Annotated in this window: 17 protein-coding genes and 1 other RNA gene; 3 read left to right on the top strand and 15 right to left on the bottom strand. The window is 46.1% G+C overall.

Going from position 1 to position 18,021, the window contains the following annotated elements:
• Positions 1–216: 216 nt before the first annotated feature.
• The 4 genes from typA to D829_RS0102560 all read right to left on the bottom strand — a co-directional run bounded on the left by typA (position 217) and on the right by D829_RS0102560 (position 4,101).
• Complete coding sequence (gene typA, locus D829_RS0102575; RefSeq protein WP_017687273.1) at positions 217–2,061, bottom strand: translational GTPase TypA; 1,845 nt, start codon at positions 2,059–2,061, stop codon at positions 217–219.
• Between the two features lie 177 nt (positions 2,062–2,238).
• Complete coding sequence (locus D829_RS0102570; RefSeq protein WP_017687272.1) at positions 2,239–2,733, bottom strand: hypothetical protein; 495 nt, start codon at positions 2,731–2,733, stop codon at positions 2,239–2,241.
• Between the two features lie 247 nt (positions 2,734–2,980).
• Complete coding sequence (locus tag D829_RS0102565; RefSeq protein ID WP_017687271.1) at positions 2,981–3,322, bottom strand: hypothetical protein; 342 nt, start codon at positions 3,320–3,322, stop codon at positions 2,981–2,983.
• Between the two features lie 122 nt (positions 3,323–3,444).
• Positions 3,445–4,101: a TerC family protein gene (locus D829_RS0102560; RefSeq protein WP_017687270.1), complete on the bottom strand. Its 657-nt coding sequence runs from the start codon at positions 4,099–4,101 to the stop codon at positions 3,445–3,447.
• Positions 4,102–4,188: 87 nt separating this feature from the next.
• Here D829_RS0102560 and D829_RS0102555 point away from each other — a divergent pair, with 87 nt between their 5' ends.
• A complete protein-coding gene (locus D829_RS0102555; protein WP_017687269.1) occupies positions 4,189–4,899 on the top strand; it encodes a TerC family protein in 711 nt (236 codons plus the stop codon).
• Positions 4,900–5,022: 123 nt separating this feature from the next.
• Here D829_RS0102555 and thiI read toward each other — a convergent pair whose 3' ends face one another.
• From thiI to D829_RS0102525, 6 genes are all read right to left on the bottom strand, one after another.
• A complete protein-coding gene (gene thiI / locus D829_RS0102550; RefSeq protein ID WP_026080966.1) occupies positions 5,023–6,264 on the bottom strand; it encodes a tRNA uracil 4-sulfurtransferase ThiI in 1,242 nt (413 codons plus the stop codon).
• 5 nt (positions 6,265–6,269) lie between these two features.
• Entirely contained in the window at positions 6,270–7,418 is a 1,149-nt protein-coding gene (locus D829_RS0102545; RefSeq protein WP_017687267.1) for a cysteine desulfurase family protein, read from the bottom strand.
• A gap of 172 nt (positions 7,419–7,590) precedes the next feature.
• Complete coding sequence (locus tag D829_RS0102540; RefSeq protein WP_017687266.1) at positions 7,591–8,343, bottom strand: lytic transglycosylase domain-containing protein; 753 nt, start codon at positions 8,341–8,343, stop codon at positions 7,591–7,593.
• 149 nt (positions 8,344–8,492) lie between these two features.
• Positions 8,493–8,906, bottom strand: coding sequence for a hypothetical protein (locus D829_RS0102535; protein ID WP_017687265.1), 414 nt, complete (start codon positions 8,904–8,906; stop codon positions 8,493–8,495).
• A gap of 35 nt (positions 8,907–8,941) precedes the next feature.
• A complete protein-coding gene (locus D829_RS32765; protein ID WP_074095869.1) occupies positions 8,942–9,160 on the bottom strand; it encodes a DUF1540 domain-containing protein in 219 nt (72 codons plus the stop codon).
• Between the two features lie 165 nt (positions 9,161–9,325).
• The gene (locus tag D829_RS0102525) at positions 9,326–9,832 is read right to left on the bottom strand and encodes a YpuI family protein (RefSeq protein ID WP_017687263.1); all 507 of its coding nucleotides are present in this window, start codon (positions 9,830–9,832) and stop codon (positions 9,326–9,328) included.
• Between the two features lie 283 nt (positions 9,833–10,115).
• Between D829_RS0102525 and D829_RS0102520 the strand changes: the two genes are divergently transcribed.
• A complete protein-coding gene (locus D829_RS0102520; RefSeq protein WP_017687262.1) occupies positions 10,116–11,990 on the top strand; it encodes a S8 family peptidase in 1,875 nt (624 codons plus the stop codon).
• Between the two features lie 100 nt (positions 11,991–12,090).
• On the opposite strand, the gene D829_RS0102515 is transcribed toward D829_RS0102520, so the two are convergent.
• Both D829_RS0102515 and D829_RS0102510 read right to left on the bottom strand, forming a co-directional pair.
• Complete coding sequence (locus D829_RS0102515) at positions 12,091–12,348, bottom strand: hypothetical protein (RefSeq protein ID WP_017687261.1); 258 nt, start codon at positions 12,346–12,348, stop codon at positions 12,091–12,093.
• An 86-nt stretch (positions 12,349–12,434) separates the two neighbouring features.
• Complete coding sequence (locus D829_RS0102510; RefSeq protein WP_017687260.1) at positions 12,435–13,955, bottom strand: PLP-dependent aminotransferase family protein; 1,521 nt, start codon at positions 13,953–13,955, stop codon at positions 12,435–12,437.
• A 107-nt stretch (positions 13,956–14,062) separates the two neighbouring features.
• On the opposite strand from D829_RS0102510, the gene D829_RS0102505 reads away from it, so the two are divergent.
• Positions 14,063–15,292, top strand: a complete 1,230-nt coding sequence (locus D829_RS0102505) for a PLP-dependent aminotransferase family protein (RefSeq protein WP_017687259.1) — start codon at positions 14,063–14,065, stop codon at positions 15,290–15,292.
• 258 nt (positions 15,293–15,550) lie between these two features.
• On the opposite strand, the gene rnpB is transcribed toward D829_RS0102505, so the two are convergent.
• The 3 genes from rnpB to D829_RS0102495 all read right to left on the bottom strand — a co-directional run bounded on the left by rnpB (position 15,551) and on the right by D829_RS0102495 (position 17,892).
• Positions 15,551–15,960: RNase P RNA component class A (gene rnpB / locus D829_RS32305), an RNA gene on the bottom strand.
• 82 nt (positions 15,961–16,042) lie between these two features.
• The gene (locus D829_RS0102500) at positions 16,043–17,158 is read right to left on the bottom strand and encodes a Nif3-like dinuclear metal center hexameric protein (RefSeq protein WP_017687258.1); all 1,116 of its coding nucleotides are present in this window, start codon (positions 17,156–17,158) and stop codon (positions 16,043–16,045) included.
• Positions 17,134–17,892 (bottom strand): class I SAM-dependent methyltransferase, encoded by a 759-nt coding sequence (locus D829_RS0102495; protein WP_017687257.1) that lies wholly within the window; start codon positions 17,890–17,892, stop codon positions 17,134–17,136. The genes D829_RS0102500 and D829_RS0102495 overlap by 25 nt, the downstream gene beginning before the upstream one ends.
• Positions 17,893–18,021 lie beyond the last annotated feature (129 nt).

Raw genomic sequence — 18,021 nt, 5'->3', positions numbered from 1 at the left:
ATCGGAGGTGACCGTTTCGGTATCGGATCGTTCTTATGATCGCTGTTATCCCCAGATTTTTTTTATCCATTCACTCAATGGTAAAATCCGGGGATAAAGGCGAACGCTTCGCTTCTTCAGAATCGATTCCGATCCCTTCACTACATCCACTGTGCATAACATCGTTAACTTCTGTATTCCATCAAATGCTAACTTATATAGTTTATTTTGTTGTTATTAGGCTTTAGAAGCCATTTTGCGTTGTTTTTCTGAACGCTCACGCTCGGATTTATTCAGGATCTTCTTACGAAGACGAATAGATTTTGGTGTAATCTCACAATATTCATCTTCATTCAGATATTCAAGCGCCTGTTCCAACGAGAAGATAATCGGAGTTTTAATTTTAACCGTATCATCTTTACCGGAAGAACGAACGTTAGTCAGTTGTTTTTCTTTGCAGATGTTAACAACGATATCATTGTCACGTGTATGTTCACCAACAATCATACCTTCGTAGATCTCAGTACCCGGCTCCAAGAAGAGCGTACCGCGATCCTCAACGCCCATCATGCCATAGAACGTAGATGTACCCGTTTCAGTTGAGATCAGCACGCCTTGGTGACGTCCACCCACTTGACCGGATACTACTGGAGCATAGCTGTCAAATGCATGGTTCATTACACCGTAACCACGAGTCAATGTCAGGAAGTTGGTGCTATATCCGATCAAACCACGTGCTGGAATCAGGAACTCCAGACGAACTTGACCACTACCTGTGTTAACCATGTTAACCATCTCTGCTTTACGTGCGCCCAGGCTCTCCATTACGGAACCCATGCTCTCTTCAGGGATATCAATCAACAAGCGCTCAACAGGTTCCATTTTCTTACCTTCAACTTCTCTTACGATAACTTCTGGTTTGGATACTTGAAGCTCATATCCTTCACGACGCATATTTTCAATCAGGATACCCAAGTGAAGCTCACCACGTCCGGAGACGACAAATGCATCCGGGCTTTCCGTTTCGTCAACACGAAGGGAAACGTCTGTTTCCAACTCTTTGAACAAACGTTCACGAAGTTTACGGGAAGTTACCCATTTACCTTCACGACCCGCAAACGGACTGTTGTTCACGAGGAACGTCATTTGCAGTGTTGGCTCATCAATTTTCAGAACTGGCAAAGCTTCCGGGTTGTTAGGGTCGGCAATGGTTTCACCAATGTTGATGTCCTTGATTCCTGCAATCGCAACGATGTCGCCTGCTCCTGCTTCTTCCGTCTCAATACGTTTGAGACCCTGGAAACCGAACAGTTTCTCGATACGTGCAGTTTTGCTCTTACCATCACGCATAATAACCGTTACCGATTGTCCTTGACGGATCACACCGCGGTTAACACGACCAATGGCAATACGGCCAAGGTATTCATTGTAGTCCATCAAAGTAACGAGGAATTGAAGCGGTTCTTCAACATTTTCGGTAGGGTGTGGGATATGACCAACGATGGTATTGTAGATCGCCATCATGTTGTCATCTTGTTTGGCAGGATCATTATCCATGCTGGATGTTCCGTTCAATGCGGAAGCATATACAACAGGGAATTCAAGTTGTTGATCGTTGGCACCCAGTTCAATGAACAGGTCCAATACTTCATCAATAACCTCAGTCGGACGAGCCGCTGGACGGTCAATTTTGTTTACAACAACGATTGGTGTCAGGTTATGCTCAAGTGCTTTACGAAGTACGAACTTCGTTTGTGGCATACAGCCTTCATAAGCATCAACAACGAGCAATACACCGTCAACCATTTTCATGATACGTTCAACTTCACCACCGAAGTCGGCGTGTCCTGGTGTATCCACAATATTAATCAGGTAATCTTTATAAGTTATAGCCGTGTTTTTGGCCAAAATCGTAATACCGCGTTCACGCTCCAAATCGTTGGAGTCCATTACGCGCTCCTGTACCGTTTCGTGATCTCGATAAGTACCGGATTGCTGGAGCAACTTGTCAACGAGTGTTGTTTTTCCGTGGTCGACGTGGGCAATAATCGCAATATTGCGAATGTGTTCTCTTGAATGCATGTTTTGTATCCATATCCTTTCCAATTTCAAATCATATCTACTTAAACTTCCCGCAATTTCGCAGGTTACTCACAAAATAAGCGTCGGTGATATCCCGACGCATGTCTATATCCCTTATATTATAGTTTATTATAGGTAAAAATCAAGATATTTCGCACGAGAAGACCACTGGAAATGTTACCAGCCTCTACCTTGACGTCCTCGTCCAAGCAATAACCAGACTCCGCCCAAGATCAAAAGGACAGCAAGTACATAGATTATTCCCGTTTGCAGCAAGGTAAATGCGAATAATATGATGGACACCGCACCAAGGATCAAAGCTGCAGGTAGCACATAATCCGGTCTTCGCCGCTCAGCCATACCATATTCGAGTAACCCTATGGCGATCCCAAGCAAGAATGCTGGCCACAGCCTGCTCATAAGTCCAGCGCCCCATGTATTTGTTATACTGAATAAAACACCATACACCGTTAGTATGCCGGCAGGAACGAGTGACCACGATGGTGAAATACGCGCATAATATAACGCATGAAGGGCGATGCCTGGCAGCAGGATCAGCAAAGGCCAGAAATTACGACCAATAAATCCAAACACGCCAAACTTGCCAAGCAGAATAATAATTCCCGCAGCTACAATAAATAGTCCAATCGCTTTTTCATTTCTCATCCTCATCTACAATCACCTCTTATACTATGGCTATGTATATTGTAAATTTTAATCAACTAGCGTTTCATGATGACACTTTCATTGTCCTGCGTCTAGTTTATCCATTTTCACAAGAAAACTGCATTTTGATTTCAATATGTTAAGAATGATCACTCTATTTTTTCTTACAAAAAATTAGAATCCCATCTTAGATTAGATGGGATTCTAATTTCATTTTACTATTAACGAATTACCTTGTAAATATAGGTGATGATCAATCTAGCTCCTGAACAGTTCCGGAATATACTACCGTCCAGTTACTTCCTACAATCTTAGGGCTTGATGACAATTTAAGAATTCCATAATATCCATCTTGAACCTCTGCACTGTAACTTATTGATAATGGAATCATGGATTCAACATATTCAGATGTTGGATAATATTTTACAATCTTAACGTTTTTAGAATGATTTTGAATAGTTATTGGATCCTTAATTGATGATACACTTTGAGACGCCTGAATTACATTAAGTGTAGAAGCATTGGATGCTAATGCTGGTGTCACCATAGAGAGTGATAAAATAGAAGCAGACAGGATAATTGATATTTTTTTCATTGATCTCACCTTCCAAATTATAATTCAATCACAACCAGATAATACCACAAAAATATATATTATTCTATAATTTTTTTACAAAAAAGTATTTTAAACTATTTATAACCATCTATATTAACACTTCACTTTATCCGTACATTTTTTTTAAATACTCCCAAGATAACAACAAAACAAGACATAACAATCGGTAATAACATATGAGCTTCTGATGCCATTCCTCCCAGCCATTCTCCTAACTTGGGGTCTTTCATTACCATCTCACCTGCTGTGAAGGCCAGGATGCCTGATCCGACGAATACAAGAATCGGAAATCGCTTCAACAAACCAACAATCAACCCGCTCCCCCATACGACGATGGGGATACTGATTGCAATCCCGATGACGATCAAAGCCAAATCCCCATCTGCCAAAGCCGCTATGGCCAAAACATTATCCAGACTCATTACAAAATCGGCAATCAGAATGGTTTGAATAGCTTTCCAGGTCGTAGAAGCTTCTCGAATATGTACTTCATCCTCATTTTGAAGCAGCAGCTTTACTGCAATCCAGAGTAGCAGCAGCCCACCTGCAGCTTGGATAAACGGAATCCCCAGCAGTAATACCGCTACGAAGGTTAATACACAGCGTAACAGAACGGCACCAAAAGCCCCCCACCATACCGCCTTTTTCCGTTGTATCGGTGGCAGATCCTTACTGGCAAGCGCAATAACAACCGCATTATCTCCACTCAATACCAGATTGATCATTAAGATTTCAGTTAAAAGCCAGAGTGTATCCATGTCCTCATCCCCCCACATTAACTTGTATGTCAGAGTTGTCCATGCTATTCTTAATGATTGAACCGTATATAAGGAGTGACATATCACATGGAGCTATTTAGCCCCACATTCTGGCTGGCTTTGCTGAACGTTGTCTTTATTGATCTCATTTTGGCTGGAGACAACGCCATCGTCATTGGTCTTGCAGCTCGAAATTTGCACCCTTCCGTGCAGAAAAAGGCGATTCTATACGGAACGGGCGGCGCACTTCTGATTCGAATTTTGGCAACGGTTGTTGTTTTATGGTTGCTTAAGGTGCCTTGGCTCTTGCTTGTGGGAGGCATACTTCTGATCTGGATCGCCTATAAATTATTGGCGGATCAGGGAGATGAACACAATGATATCCAGGCAGGAACTTCTCTGTGGACGGCTATTCGTACCATCGTAATCGCGGATGCAGCCATGGGATTAGATAATGTGATTGCAGTCGCCGGAGCTGCACAGCAGCATCTCGTGCTTGTCATTCTCGGACTCCTGATCAGCGTACCCATTATCGTCTGGGGCAGCACCCTGTTTATCAAGCTAATTAATCACTTTCCTTGGATCATCTATGTCGGAGCCATTGTTCTCGGGTATACGGCTTCTAATATGATCACTGAGGAGCAGCGACTCTTGCCTTACTTTACTGAACATACGGCATTGCGCATTCTCTTCATCGTTGTGGTTATTGCAGGCGTAGTCTTTGCAGGTTATCGCAAACGCTCCAGTAGCTCCAGCCACAAGGGATCTGGCGGGGAACAGCAGCGCTCCTATTCGTAGGCTAATTTAAACTAAAATTAACATCTGAATACAGCAAAGGACTGAACGATATTTCATCGAACAGTCCTTTTTTTGCAGTTTACATAGCCCTTATTATGTAAGGCATGCTAATTTTTGTTGATTTTAGAACCAGTCATCCTTCATGTCATTATCACCTGTCTGATTCGATACCACAGAAGTTTCACCGGCATGCAGAGTAATCGTTTCAGTTTGTTCCACCGCTTGATCCACCCATTCTGACAGATGGCTCATTGTAGATTCAATTTTATCCACAATTCGAAGATTTGGATTGGTTGAAGGTGACTTTGGCACAAAGAGAGTACAGCAATCCTCATATGGCAAAATAGATATGTCATACGTTCCGATCTGTTTGGACAGGGTAATGATCTCCTGTTTATCCATCATAACCAGTGGTCGCAAAAGTGGCAGATCCGTAGCACGACCAATGACATTCATACTCGGAAGAGTCTGACTCGCTACTTGGCCCAGGCTATCCCCGGTGATCAGTGCGAGTGCCCGCTCACGCTCGGCAAGTTTGGATGCAATTCGTAGCATTGAACGTCGCATCAGCGTAATAATCAGATTGTCCTGACCCAGCTGGGTAAATGCCGTTTGGATCTCTGTAAATGGAACCAGGTGCAGCTTGATTGTTCCTGCATGATCAGCAAGGGCACGTGCCAAATCAATGACTTTCTCTTTGGCGCGCTCGCTTGTGAACGGGTAACTGTAAAAATGTACACATTCCACTTCAAGTCCACGGCGCATGGAAGACCAGGCTGCCACCGGGCTGTCTATTCCACCTGATAGCAGTACCATCGCTTTTCCATTCGTACCCAGTGGAAAGCCACCTACTGCCGGAATGGTTTCGTTGAAAATATAGGTACCCTGATCACGAATTTCCACTCGCAGTTCAATATCAGGTTGGCGAACATCAACACTCAATTGCTGAAACTTCCGAAGGATCGGGGAACCGACCAGATGATTCATTTCATGGGAAGAGTTCGGGAACTCTTTCCATACCCGCCTTACATTTACCTTAAATGTGGTGCCTTCCTTGAATTCGTCTTCCCTTTCGTCCATAAATGCGACTGCTGTTTTCACAATCTCATCAAGCTCGGATGGAGTAACTTTAACCGGACTAATCGACATCACACCGAATACCCGCTTCAGCACCTTAATCAGTTCAGTATGTGATTCACCGCCAAGATCCACATAGACACGGCCATATTCTTTGCGAAGGCTCGCTCCTGGATAAGGTTTAAGCAAAGCTTTCACCTGTGTAATGATCGTTTTCTCAAATCGGGCACGATTTTTCCCTTTTAACATAAACTCTCCGAAACGGAGAAGCAGCATATCATATTTCATATCCATTACATCCGCCTTTCGAGGGGCCGCAATTGCGCCACCATCTGATGTAAAGCCTGTTCAAGCAAGGCTACATCTTCTTCTGTATGTTCATCTCCAAGACTAATACGCAATCCGCCACCAGCACAAGCTGCATCTCTGCCCATCGCAAGTAGAGCCCGACTCGGTTCAGCCGAACGCGAAGAACAGGCAGATTGGGTCGATATGGTTACGCCAAGTTGCTCCAAGGTGTGCAGCGCCACTTCTGCCTTCATCCCGGGATAGGAGAAGTGCACAATATGAGGTGCACCCTCTGGGCTACTGTTCAATTCAAATTCAGGAATAACACGTATCGTTTCCATCAATCGATCACGGAGCACCGTTGTACGCCGGGCAAAATCAACCTGATCTTCTGCTGCCATTCGCATGGCCTTTGCCATGCCTACCAGCAACGCCACGTTTTCTGTGCCTGCTCTTAGGCCTTGCTCCTGTGATCCTCCTGACAATAGTGGCGTAAGCTCCACTCCACTTCGCACATACAGGAGACCTGCTCCCTTCGGTCCACGAATCTTGTGAGCAGACAGACTGTACAGATCTGCACCCCAAGCGGCAGGTGTCGCCTCCATTTTCCCAAAACCCTGAACACCATCTACATGGAAGAGCACCCGTGGTGCTTTCTTTTTGAGCTGTTTGCCAATCTCTGCAATCGGATGGATGGCTCCTGTTTCATTGTTTACATGCATCAGACTCACAAGCACCGTGTCGGGCCTGATCGCGTCTACAACCTGCTGAGCATTCACCACACCAGCGGAATTGACAGGAATAAACGTCACATCCCATCCCCACTGCTGCAATTGTATAAAACTTTCGTACACCGAGGCATGCTCGGTAGCCGTAGTGATGATGTGTCTGCCTCGTGACTGATAACGTAATGCCGCACCTTTTATCGCGAGATTGTTACTCTCGGTCGCACCGGAAGTAAATACAATCTCTTCAGGCTTAACGCCGATTGCCGCAGCACATCCGGATCGAGCACGACGCAGCAACTGATCGGCACGCTCTCCATACCCATGGATGGAGGACGGATTACCAAATTGTGTCTCCATAATTTCGGCCATCGTACGAATCACATCAGGATGGGGAGGTGTGGTTGCAGCATAATCAAAATATTTCAAATGAGGTTAGACCTCCCTTATCTCTTCGTTCATGAACCTACAGTGAGCATTGTAACACGATACCCATACAACACAAAAAGACCAACCGGGAACAGGCGTTTCAAGCGCTACTGCTCCCACATTTGATCTCATCCTGCCTATCATGTGTTTTCACAAATGTCTATCTGTGAGTTTAGATCACATATTTCGACTGTGCCTTCTCCACCTTGGAGATATAATTCTGAGTTTCGGAAGGGAGACGGTTAAGTACACTCATCAGTTCGCTATCACTCGACACACCCAGACGTGAAACACGACCTGGTCCTGCATTATATGCAGCAAGTGCCATCTTCACTTCTCCACCGAAACGCTGGAGCTGAAGGGAAAGATACTTCGTACCCGCATCAATGTTCTGGGCAGGATCAAATGAATTACTCACACCCAGCCCTGCAGCCGTGCCATCCATTAATTGCATAAGCCCTTTGGCACCGGCAGAGGACACCACATTTGGGTTGAAATTGGACTCTGTGTCAATAACGGCCTTGATCAATGATTCAGGAACACCGTACTTCGCACTTGCCTCGGCAATCAAAGATTCATAATCCGTAGGTACAGATGCACCGGAATTCACGATTCCTGTATTGGATGAAGATAATAAAGACTCAACGATGTTACTGGAGACAGAGGACGATCCTGCCGTATTTATATCCGGATTGTACGTGCTTCCGAGTTGCAGCCACAACAAACCATCACTGGATCTTTTGGAGACCGTAGCGGTGGAATCTGTATTGCTCGTCGAATTGGCACCCGTACCTAACAGCCCGTCCATCACATTGGCGAAATCCACTGTTGAACCAGCATCCGATTGTGATCCACTGGTTTGGTTATTCACATTGGACAATTGCAGTTCCAACAACTGCCGCGATCCGTTTGGATCAATCTGCATGAGTTATACCCACTCCCGTATAATTAAGCGTATTATGACCTTATTCTACATCGTTTTACAGCAAGGTTCCATTGTTTTCAAAAAAAAACCTTCTGTAGTTCACCACATTTGGGTGAGAACAGAAGGCTTTTTAAATAACATTTTATACTCTAGCGAGCAAATGGAATCATAAAAAAATAACTCAGCGTGGCTACAATACCCAGTCCAATGGACCAAGCTCCCGCTGTTTTCCGACCATTGACATATGCATAGTAACCCAGTACGGCTGCGGCCGGTCCAAGTACGATTGACCACATGAACAAGGACGCTATTCCGAAGGCCAGTCCCATATAACCTGCGACCTTGCCTGTTGACTCCATAACACGGTCTGCCTCATGCTTCTCAGGCACAGGTTCTGAACGTTCGGTACCTCCAGTTCTTACGACAGTCGGAGGAGCGACCTCTGCCCCGTATTCTTCCCGATGTGCTTTTCTGGGATAATCGACGCGTATACGCTGTTTTTCACCGTCAACATTGATTTTAGGGCGATCCTGAAAATTAAACTTATTATCGTCATTTTTCATTGGGAAGCACCTCCGTTATGAATAGGGATGACTGCTCACTTGGGTTTGAACGTGTGACAGCATGTTGCAGAGGATGTGCGTGCATGATCATGGTGATCGGAGTCAAATGTCTCACCGGCAAATTCCTCATGCAGACGACGGGTGGCATGTTGGTCGATGTCAATCATGATGGCATCAGCGTGGCAGAAGTTGTTCTCTCCCCAAAAGTTGCAGTTGGAGACGCTGCATTTGACAATTGGTTTGTCTTGGCTCATTTTTTATCACCTCGACTACTATTGTCTCCCCGCCACAAACCTGATATTCCCCTTCAAAATGCCAGATGATGACATGATCACACCTCGTCTGATTCTCATTAAAAACACAAAAAAACCGCCACAAGGGCGGTTTCGTCCAATTTCATATAAAGGTTTAAACGTTAATTAGGCGTGATTCCGTTGATTTTGCATACGGCGCTGAGTCAAATAATCACTTTCATAATATGCCAGATCATCGCGCAATTCTTCGTACGTTTTGGAAACCTCAAGAATAACATCCCGTACTGCACGGATTGGCTTGTCACGGAAACGAATGGCATCTTGTCCTGTGTAAGCGTATCTTCCGTCTTCGGAATAACATTCATTTTTGGGATAGAAAAAGCTGTTTACGCATTGATGATACGTATTATAAAGAGCCTTTTCGGCAAAATCGACATCAAAGTTGGCACGACGCAGCACAACGCCAAGTTTTTCGTAAGAAACTTCAGAAAAAACGAGCAAATGACGGAGATCTGAAAGAAATCCTTTGTAGAAGGCTGTTGATTCTTCCGTCTGATTCTGATCCAGTTCAGGCAAAGCATTCTCATTCAAAAAATTTTCAATCCGATCGATAGCCGGTTTTAACTTTTCCCTAGTTGACTCACATGTTTTCTGTACATTGGCTGCTGACATAAAGGTAGCTCCCCCTTAAATAAGTCCTTACATATAGGTCGGCCAACGGTGGTTTTCCCCTGACCTTTGAATTCTCAGCTATAATCCTACCATAAAAAGATGACGAGCGGTATCCCTTAATCATGCTTTCCGCTTCTGCCGTTAAACATGCCTATTATACGCAGTCAGACTCGAACTCGCCTGCATAAAAATATCCGCTTTTTCTAACGATAGATATAACCAGTGACAACGACGAAGCACTGTTAATGATTGTCCAAAATGAACGAAGGAGGTTCCATCCACTATGTCCAGACCGAAATGGATTAACTGGGCCCTTGCAGCTGGTGCAGGAGTACTCGCCCTGACGCTCTTGCTTCCAACATCCAATCGTCCCGAACCTAAGCCAGGCGCCCTGTCCGATTCGGCTCATGAAGAGCACACGAGTAAGCAGCGTCTGAAAGTGCAGGATGTCAAAGCAACCGATCTTCTGACCCGTATGGATGCCAAGCAACATCTCAGTATCATGCTGGAGAAAACCGCCACAATGAATGCTGCGCAGGCTAGCCGATATGTGAAGGATCTCCAAAGTTCACATGAACATATCAGATCCATTCATCTCATGAATACCAATGGCTCTTTTAACAAGCCCTTTGATCACGCCTCCACACAAGGAAGCAAGTTGGAAAAACAGAAGCTTCAACATGCGCTGAACCTTGCCAAAAAAGCGGTAAACAAACGTCAAAGCTTCGAATCCTCTTCTTTTCCTTTGGGGAAAGAAAAATATTTTGTTATGGGGCAACCCTCGAAAGATGGCAAAAGAGCTGTGATTGCCTTGTTCAGTCAGAACGTATTGAATTCTGTTGAACAACATCAGCGCAAAAATCTGCGCATGATCCCTTATCCGCGTGAAGGTAAATTCAAAATTGAGTCTGTTCACCCGGATACGCTTAACGAAATCACAGTGAAAACCGGACATGATAATGCCAATGCCAGTCATTTTTACGAAAATGAAATCGTCATTCGTTTTCGGCAGGATCCCGGTGAACGGGATATGCGTATCATTAAATCTGATCTAAGAGCGCAATCTGCACGCAAGCTGGGATACACGTATGTTTTCCGGTCAGAACACATGAATTACAAGCAATTGCATACCTATTTCGAAAGTAAATGGAATCCACTCTATATGGAGCCCCACTACATGTATTTAACCAATGACACCGTAACTGAACAAACAGATGTAACGATACCCAATGATATTCTGTTCTCCGATTATCAGTGGAATTTGCCTGCGATCGAGACGAACAGAGGCTGGAATATTACCAAGGGAAACAAGGATGTCATCGTTGCCGTGGTCGACACGGGGGTTGATATGAATCATCCTGACCTGAAGGGTAAGCTCCTTGAGGGCTATAATGTGGTTGAGCCGGGGAGCAAACCGATGGATGATGTGGGTCATGGCACACACGTCGCAGGCATTATCGGTGCTATTGTCAACAATAATGAAGGCGTGGCAGGCATGAGCTGGTACAACAAGGTACTTCCGGTTAAAGTACTCGACAACTCGGGTTCTGGTACCACGTATGCCGTTGCCGAAGGCATCATCTGGGCAGCCGATCATGGAGCCAAAGTTATCAACATGAGTCTGGGCAATTATGCTGATGCGCAATTTCTTCATGATGCCATTAAATACGCTTTTGACAGGGATATCGTCCTAATTGCAGCCACGGGGAACGATAATACGGAGCGTCCAGGATACCCTGCTGCCTATCCGGAAGTATTTGCTGTATCTGCTACGGACCCGGATATGAGCAAAGCTTCCTATTCCAACTACGGGGATTATGTAGATGTGATGGCCCCAGGGTCCAGTATCGCCAGTACCTATCCAAATAATCAGTATGCGGCCTTGTCTGGAACGTCCATGGCTAGCCCCCATGTAGCCGCACTTGCAGGTTTGATTCGTTCGTTAAACCCGGACTTGACCAACACGGAAGTGATGGATTTGATGCGCCAAAGTGTTATTGATCTCGGTGATCCGGGTCACGATAAGTATTTTGGCTATGGGCAAATCGATGTCTATAAGGCACTGCAAGCCGCATCAGGCAACAGCGCTCCTTTGCAGTTCTGGCCGCAACATGTCAGACAACAAATGGATAATACGATGAAAAAGTATACCCAGTAACCGTAATAACTCTACTCAGTAAAAATACAAAAGCAGCTGCGCCCCGGGGCGTACGCTGCTCTTTGGTTTGGATATCCAATTCCCCGGGGCCCCGCTGCAATTAGCGTTTGCGAGAAGTTGTGCGGGCTTTGCTTGATTTTTTCACGGATTTTTTCTTCGCATTATGGCTGGATACATAGCAAGGATCTTCTTCTTTGACAACAATAGGGTACATGTGGTGGTGAATTGGAACACAGTGATGTTTTTTGATCACTTCAATCGGGTGGATTACAGGCACGATTTGTGGGATGTAATAATCCTCAACAACCTGGATCGGGTCACAGACAATTGGGCAAAGCGGTGGACAGTAATGGTTCATTTCAAAACCAACTCCCTTTCTGGTGATACTATAACCTATTGCAGCAGATCGAAAGTGGATTGGATGTATGTCCATACTCCGAAAAATTATATGAGCGGTAGCCTGTCCGCCACTGTCCCACCCTGCCCAGGTGTTACTCTGTCAATGACTCCGCACAGTACACGAAGCCCTTCACACAAAAGCTCAACGTTTGTTACAGTGAAGCAGATGCGCAGACTTGGGGTATCCATCTCCCCTACATAACAGGCGGAACCCGGCAGAAAAGAGACCCCTGCAGCAAGTGACTGATGATGCAACTCACGCATATCCAAGTTACTCGGAAGTTGGAGCCACAGATTGAGTCCTCCCTCCGGCAAGCGCCATTGCATGCCCATAGTAGCATGCTCTTCCAGCACTTCAGATGCTGCGCACAAGCGGGAATACAACTCATCCCTCAATCGGGATACATAGGCACCGTACTGATTCTGAATAAAGGATTGCAATGCCTTTTGTGTAAGCAGCGGACTGCCCAAATCCGCCGTAGATTTCGCAGCCACAAGCCGGGTCAATACACTTCCGTCAGCAATGGCGCAGGCTATACGGCAACCGGGAGAGAGCACCTTGCTGAAGCTTTTGATATATACGACATGACCTGTCCCATCCATCGATTTAATGGAAGCCGGGGGAGGGTCCCGAAAATAAAGATCTGCAAACGGATCATCCTCCAGAATAAGGCAATGGTAGCTTTGCGCGAGATTAAGAAGTTGTGCTCGTCTTCTTGCACTCATCGTAATACCTGTTGGATTGTGATATGTCGGGATCGTATAGATCAGCTTGGGCGGATAGGTATCACATAACCGGGTCAACAGATCAATACGCATGCCTTCGTCATCCATCGGGACCGTAATGATCTTTGCACCTCTACTCGTAAATACATCAATAGCTCCGGTATAGCTTGGTGCCTCCATGTATACAACATCCCCAGGTCCGACAAAAGTCCGTGCCACAAGATCAATTCCCTGCTGAGCACCACTTGTAACTAGCATGCGTTCAGGTGCCACCTGTAGTCCACGCTCGGCAAAATGTTCGGCGAAGATCTGTCTAAGCTCCCGATCTCCCTGAAAAGATCCGTACGCTGCCATACGCTCTGTATGATCAGAGGAGAGTCGGTAGGCGCTGTCGATAATCTCGCGTGTAGGCAACAGTTCAGGCTGAATCGCTGACATATGAAGTTCATACCGCACTTGAGGTGAGGTATCAAAATGTCTCCAGAGCTGCGCTCGCGGTAAATAATCCACCAGTGCCATCTGCCAATTCCATGACGTACTGGATTCGCTGTTGGCATTGTTTCGCTTCGTTCGGTCCACATCCTCCATCTGATCCACGTTCAATGTACCTCTAACATAACAACCTTTCCCCTGGGAGCACGTGATCAATTGAATCGCTTCGAGTTCAGCATACGCTTTAGATACAGTGACCAGGCTGACACCCAAATCCGCCGTCATTTTACGAATAGAAGGAAGTCGGGTTCCAGGTTCAATGAGTCCTGATCTGATGCGATCGGCAATCGTTAGCGCAATCTGCACGTATAATTTGGTACTGCTTCCCCGCTTTAATTCAATATGCATGTGTGCTCCCCCAACTGTTATGATCTTCATTTTACTGTTATAGTGTAGTCCGTCTATTATAGTTTATAATATCAGTATAACAGTGAATAACAGGAGATGAGAATAACATGAGTATCCCTTGGTCCAAAATGGCACAAAACACCCCGTCCTCTGTCGTTCGCGACATGCTCCAGGCCGCTCAGGCACCTGGAATGATCTCACTAGCCGGTGGATTACCAGCCCAGGCTTCATTCCCGCTGGAAGCCATCCGCGTTGCATATGAAAAAGTATTTATGAGCGGAGCAGCCGCTCTTCAATATGCGGAGACTGAGGGTTACCGTCCTCTTCGCGCCAAAATCGCCGAACGTCTTGAATCCAAGGGCATTCCCGCTTCACCCGATCACATGCTTCTCACTACGGGTTCACAGCAATCCATTGACTTGGTTTGCCGCATCCTTCTCGACCCGGGTGACCGCGTATTGGTTGAATCACCAACCTACCTCGCAGCTCTGCAAGTCATTCATTCCTATCAGGCTGAATCTCACGGCGTAGCCTGTGATGATCACGGTATGTTGCCTGAATCTCTTGAGGAACAGCTCCAGTTGCATCGTCCAAAACTTGTCTATATTAACCCCACGTTCTCCAATCCTACGGGAAAAGTATGGTCGCGAGAAAGAAGACAGCAGGCTGTGGATCTTTGCCGCAAGTATGGTGTACTCATTCTGGAAGATGATCCCTATGGTGAAATTCGGTTCAATCCGGAGCAATTGGATGTCCCTGCTCTCGCAGAACTGGATGCAGTATCCTATGACGGCCCTTCCAACGTTATCTACACCAGTACATTCTCCAAAACGGTAGCACCTGGCCTTCGTACTGGCTGGATACTGGCTGCTCCCGATATTGTCAAAATGGCAGCACGAGCCAAACAAGGTGCTGACTTGCACTCCAGCAGCATTGACCAAAGAGCGCTTCATGCACTGCTTGAATCTTTCGATCTGGATGCGCATATCCGTCATATTTCAGAGGATTACGAACAACGCATGAAAACACTGACTACTCTAATGGCAGCCAAAGCTTGGGAAGGCATCTCGTGGAATTCACCACAAGGTGGCATGTTCTTGTGGCTGCAACTGCCTGAAGGCATGCTTGCAAGCAATCTGTTCACTTACGGTATCCAGGAGAAAGTGTGCATTGTCCCGGGTGATTCCTTCTATGCAGGTACACCAGAGTTAAACCGCATGCGAATCAACTTTACTCATACGGACCCTGAGCTTCTTCCGGAAGCTGCGGAAAGAATGGATCGCGCTATCCAACGCTGGCATGCTTCCTTAACATCGGACAGTGTTGTTACACTGTAATGAACTGTCATAAACGTTTGACTATTCCATTAGCGTATGAAGGTTAATAACTTGATATTGAGTAACAAAAATAAGGCGGCAGGCCCGAGAACCTCGGAGCTGCCGCCTTATTTTTATAGAACCTGTTATCAACAGGAGTTATGTTTTTTAGATATTCATGGGTCCTTCTGATCAGTCAGGCCATCGGATGATTCATACGAGTTGTCCTCGACTGATAGGTGGACTACATTGTGTTTGCAATAGTGTTGTTGTTGCAGTTAGGAAAGCTTACCGTAAGCCGGGTTCTGTGCTCTTCGTGGTTCATACGGGAACTACCCTCCCACCAGAAGCGACAATCATCTATCTAGGCCATACATTGCTGCACAGCTCAAGCGACCAACCTAGACACACCTCGGGCTAAGGTTGCCTCCTCCAAAAAGGCGGCTGTGTCCCATTAGGTCTTGCTCCAGATGGGGTTTACCAGGAACGAAGTCACCAGCGTTCCTCGGGGTCTCTTACACCTCGGTTCCATCCTTGCCTGTACCGGAAAATCCGGCCATCGGCGGTCCATTTCTGTGGCACTATCCTTCAACTCGCGCTGACTGGACGTTATCCAGCATCCTGCCCTGTGGAGCCCGGACTTTCCTCTCGTGGCAACAAAGGCCACCAGCGATTGTCTGTCAAGCTTTCCGAACAACATTACATAGTATACAGGCATTTAGGTTCCCAGACAAGCTTAATATTACTGGGAGCCTTACTTCAACGGTCTTTTTAGATAAATTGGAATACCTCCGTATTTACCTCTGAAGCTGTAACTTGCGTATCATATCGTTTATCTTCCAAACGGGAACGAAGCCAATCCGCTGTTTTTGGTTTCATAATCTTCTCGGAATTATGTCCCGGGTCGATGATACACATACCTGCCATTAACGCATCATGAGCCGTGTGATAATCAATATCTCCGGTCACAATAACATCCGCACCTTTGAAGCGGGCAGTGAGCGCATAACGGCTGCCCGAGCCGCCAAGAACCGCTGCTTTTTTGATCTGCTTGTTCAGATCTCCTACTACACGCACATGAGGCACATTGAATTGGGTCTTCACGACCTCCACCAGCTCACCTAATGTCTTAGGATCCCTAAGGGGTCCCAAGCGTCCCAGACCGAGCGTACGGCCCTTTAAATCCATTGCATAGAGGTCGTAGGCCACTTCCTCATACGGATGAGCCTTAAGCATCGCCTGAATGACCTTACTGCGCAGACTTTGGGGTACGATGGTCTCAATCCGCATTTCTTCCACACGCTCCATCTGCCCTTGGGTACCGATAAACGGTTGAGTCCCTTCACCAGGTACAAACGTTCCTGTACCTTCCGTGTTAAAGCTACACTTGTTGTATTGACCGATACTCCCCGCTCCGGCTTCCAGAATGGCCTGAAGAACCTGTTCATGATGGGTACGAGGCACAAACACAGCCAGCTTGTACAGATGATCTGTGTGTACATCCTCAAGCGATTCTTTACTCTCGATGCCAAGTGCCTCAGCCATCCAGTCATTCATACCACCCTCGGCCACGTCCAGGTTTGTATGACTGATATAGACAGCAATATCATGCTTAATCAGCTTTTCATAAAATTTACCCACGGGTGTATCTGTACTCAGTGATTTAACTGGACGGAAAATGATGGCGTGATGAGCGATAATCAGGTTGGCACCGATGCGAATCGCTTCGTCCACCACTTCATCCGTCACATCCAAAGCAACTAACACGTGACTGATTTCTTTTTGCAAACTGCCGAGCTGCAGACCAATGCGGTCATCCGGTACAGCCAGATGTTTGGGAGCGAGTTGCTCCATCAGTTGAATTACAGTTTGACCTTTGGCAAACATTCCAAGACCTCCTTCAAGTTTGCGATAAGACGCTCTACCTCAGCCGCCTTGTCCCGGGAAGAATCCTGATCGGATTTGGAGATGGAGTTTACAACCCCTTGCAGTTTGATGATCTCACTTTCCCATTTGGCAAAGAATACATCCGTTGGACGATCCACCAAATAAGGTCCCATCCGCAGCAGCAAATCTTCCGTTAATTCTGCCCCGCCTTGAAGCGGACGTGCACGATACACCTCTACATTGGCAATCGGGCTTACAGATTGTGGCATCGCCGTTATAATCTCATAGATCTTGCCATCTTCTTCGAGCAACTGTTCTGCTACAACCACCCAGTGATGTTCCAGTAACCAGCGTCTGAGGATATCCTCACCCACATTTGGTTGCAAAATAAGTAACTGGACTCCTTCCAGTTTGGATAAACCTCGGTCCAAAATAGAGGCAATCAAGGCACCACCCATGCCTGCAATGGTGATGACATCCACTTCTCCTGCAGAGATTACATCCAATCCGTCTCCACGGCGTACCGTTATTTTTTCTTTCAGGCCAGCATCGCTGACTTGTTTGCATGCAGCATCATAAGGGCCAGGATTGACTTCCCCGGCTACTGCACTTGCAGCTTTCCCACTGCGGATTGCGGCTACTGGCAGCAACGCGTGGTCTGAACCGATATCAGCCATGCGGCTGCCATCGGGAATTTGATCATGTATTCGCTGTAATCGATTCGAAAGTTTCATGAAGCACCTACACCATTCATTTAATTTATTGATTTGCATTGAACAAGGAAAAGCGATAAAATAAAATCCAATAAAACATTTCAAGGATGAATTTCCAAAACCAAGAAATCAAGACGTTTAAATTAAAAA

Source organism: Paenibacillus sp. PAMC 26794 (assembly GCF_000316035.1).
In the GTDB taxonomy this organism is placed as follows: Bacteria; Bacillota; Bacilli; order Paenibacillales; family Paenibacillaceae; genus Paenibacillus.
The sequence above is the reverse complement of the archived record's forward strand: the minus strand, read 5'-3'. Positions and strand labels throughout refer to the sequence as shown.

What these genes read in the sequence shown, in the direction of transcription:
- typA (WP_017687273.1), bottom strand. Translation starts at nt 2,061, where the DNA reads ATGCATTCAAGAGAACACATTCGCAATATTGCGATTATTGCCCACGTC.
- D829_RS0102570 (WP_017687272.1), bottom strand. Translation starts at nt 2,733, where the DNA reads ATGAGGATGAGAAATGAAAAAGCGATTGGACTATTTATTGTAGCTGCG.
- D829_RS0102565 (WP_017687271.1), bottom strand. Translation starts at nt 3,322, where the DNA reads ATGAAAAAAATATCAATTATCCTGTCTGCTTCTATTTTATCACTCTCT.
- D829_RS0102560 (WP_017687270.1), bottom strand. Translation starts at nt 4,101, where the DNA reads ATGGATACACTCTGGCTTTTAACTGAAATCTTAATGATCAATCTGGTA.
- D829_RS0102555 (WP_017687269.1), top strand. Translation starts at nt 4,189, where the DNA reads ATGGAGCTATTTAGCCCCACATTCTGGCTGGCTTTGCTGAACGTTGTC.
- thiI (WP_026080966.1), bottom strand. Translation starts at nt 6,264, where the DNA reads ATGAAATATGATATGCTGCTTCTCCGTTTCGGAGAGTTTATGTTAAAA.
- D829_RS0102540 (WP_017687266.1), bottom strand. Translation starts at nt 8,343, where the DNA reads ATGCAGATTGATCCAAACGGATCGCGGCAGTTGTTGGAACTGCAATTG.
- D829_RS0102535 (WP_017687265.1), bottom strand. Translation starts at nt 8,906, where the DNA reads ATGAAAAATGACGATAATAAGTTTAATTTTCAGGATCGCCCTAAAATC.
- D829_RS32765 (WP_074095869.1), bottom strand. Translation starts at nt 9,160, where the DNA reads ATGAGCCAAGACAAACCAATTGTCAAATGCAGCGTCTCCAACTGCAAC.
- D829_RS0102525 (WP_017687263.1), bottom strand. Translation starts at nt 9,832, where the DNA reads ATGTCAGCAGCCAATGTACAGAAAACATGTGAGTCAACTAGGGAAAAG.
- D829_RS0102520 (WP_017687262.1), top strand. Translation starts at nt 10,116, where the DNA reads ATGTCCAGACCGAAATGGATTAACTGGGCCCTTGCAGCTGGTGCAGGA.
- D829_RS0102515 (WP_017687261.1), bottom strand. Translation starts at nt 12,348, where the DNA reads ATGAACCATTACTGTCCACCGCTTTGCCCAATTGTCTGTGACCCGATC.
- D829_RS0102510 (WP_017687260.1), bottom strand. Translation starts at nt 13,955, where the DNA reads ATGCATATTGAATTAAAGCGGGGAAGCAGTACCAAATTATACGTGCAG.
- D829_RS0102505 (WP_017687259.1), top strand. Translation starts at nt 14,063, where the DNA reads ATGAGTATCCCTTGGTCCAAAATGGCACAAAACACCCCGTCCTCTGTC.
- D829_RS0102500 (WP_017687258.1), bottom strand. Translation starts at nt 17,158, where the DNA reads ATGTTTGCCAAAGGTCAAACTGTAATTCAACTGATGGAGCAACTCGCT.
- D829_RS0102495 (WP_017687257.1), bottom strand. Translation starts at nt 17,892, where the DNA reads ATGAAACTTTCGAATCGATTACAGCGAATACATGATCAAATTCCCGAT.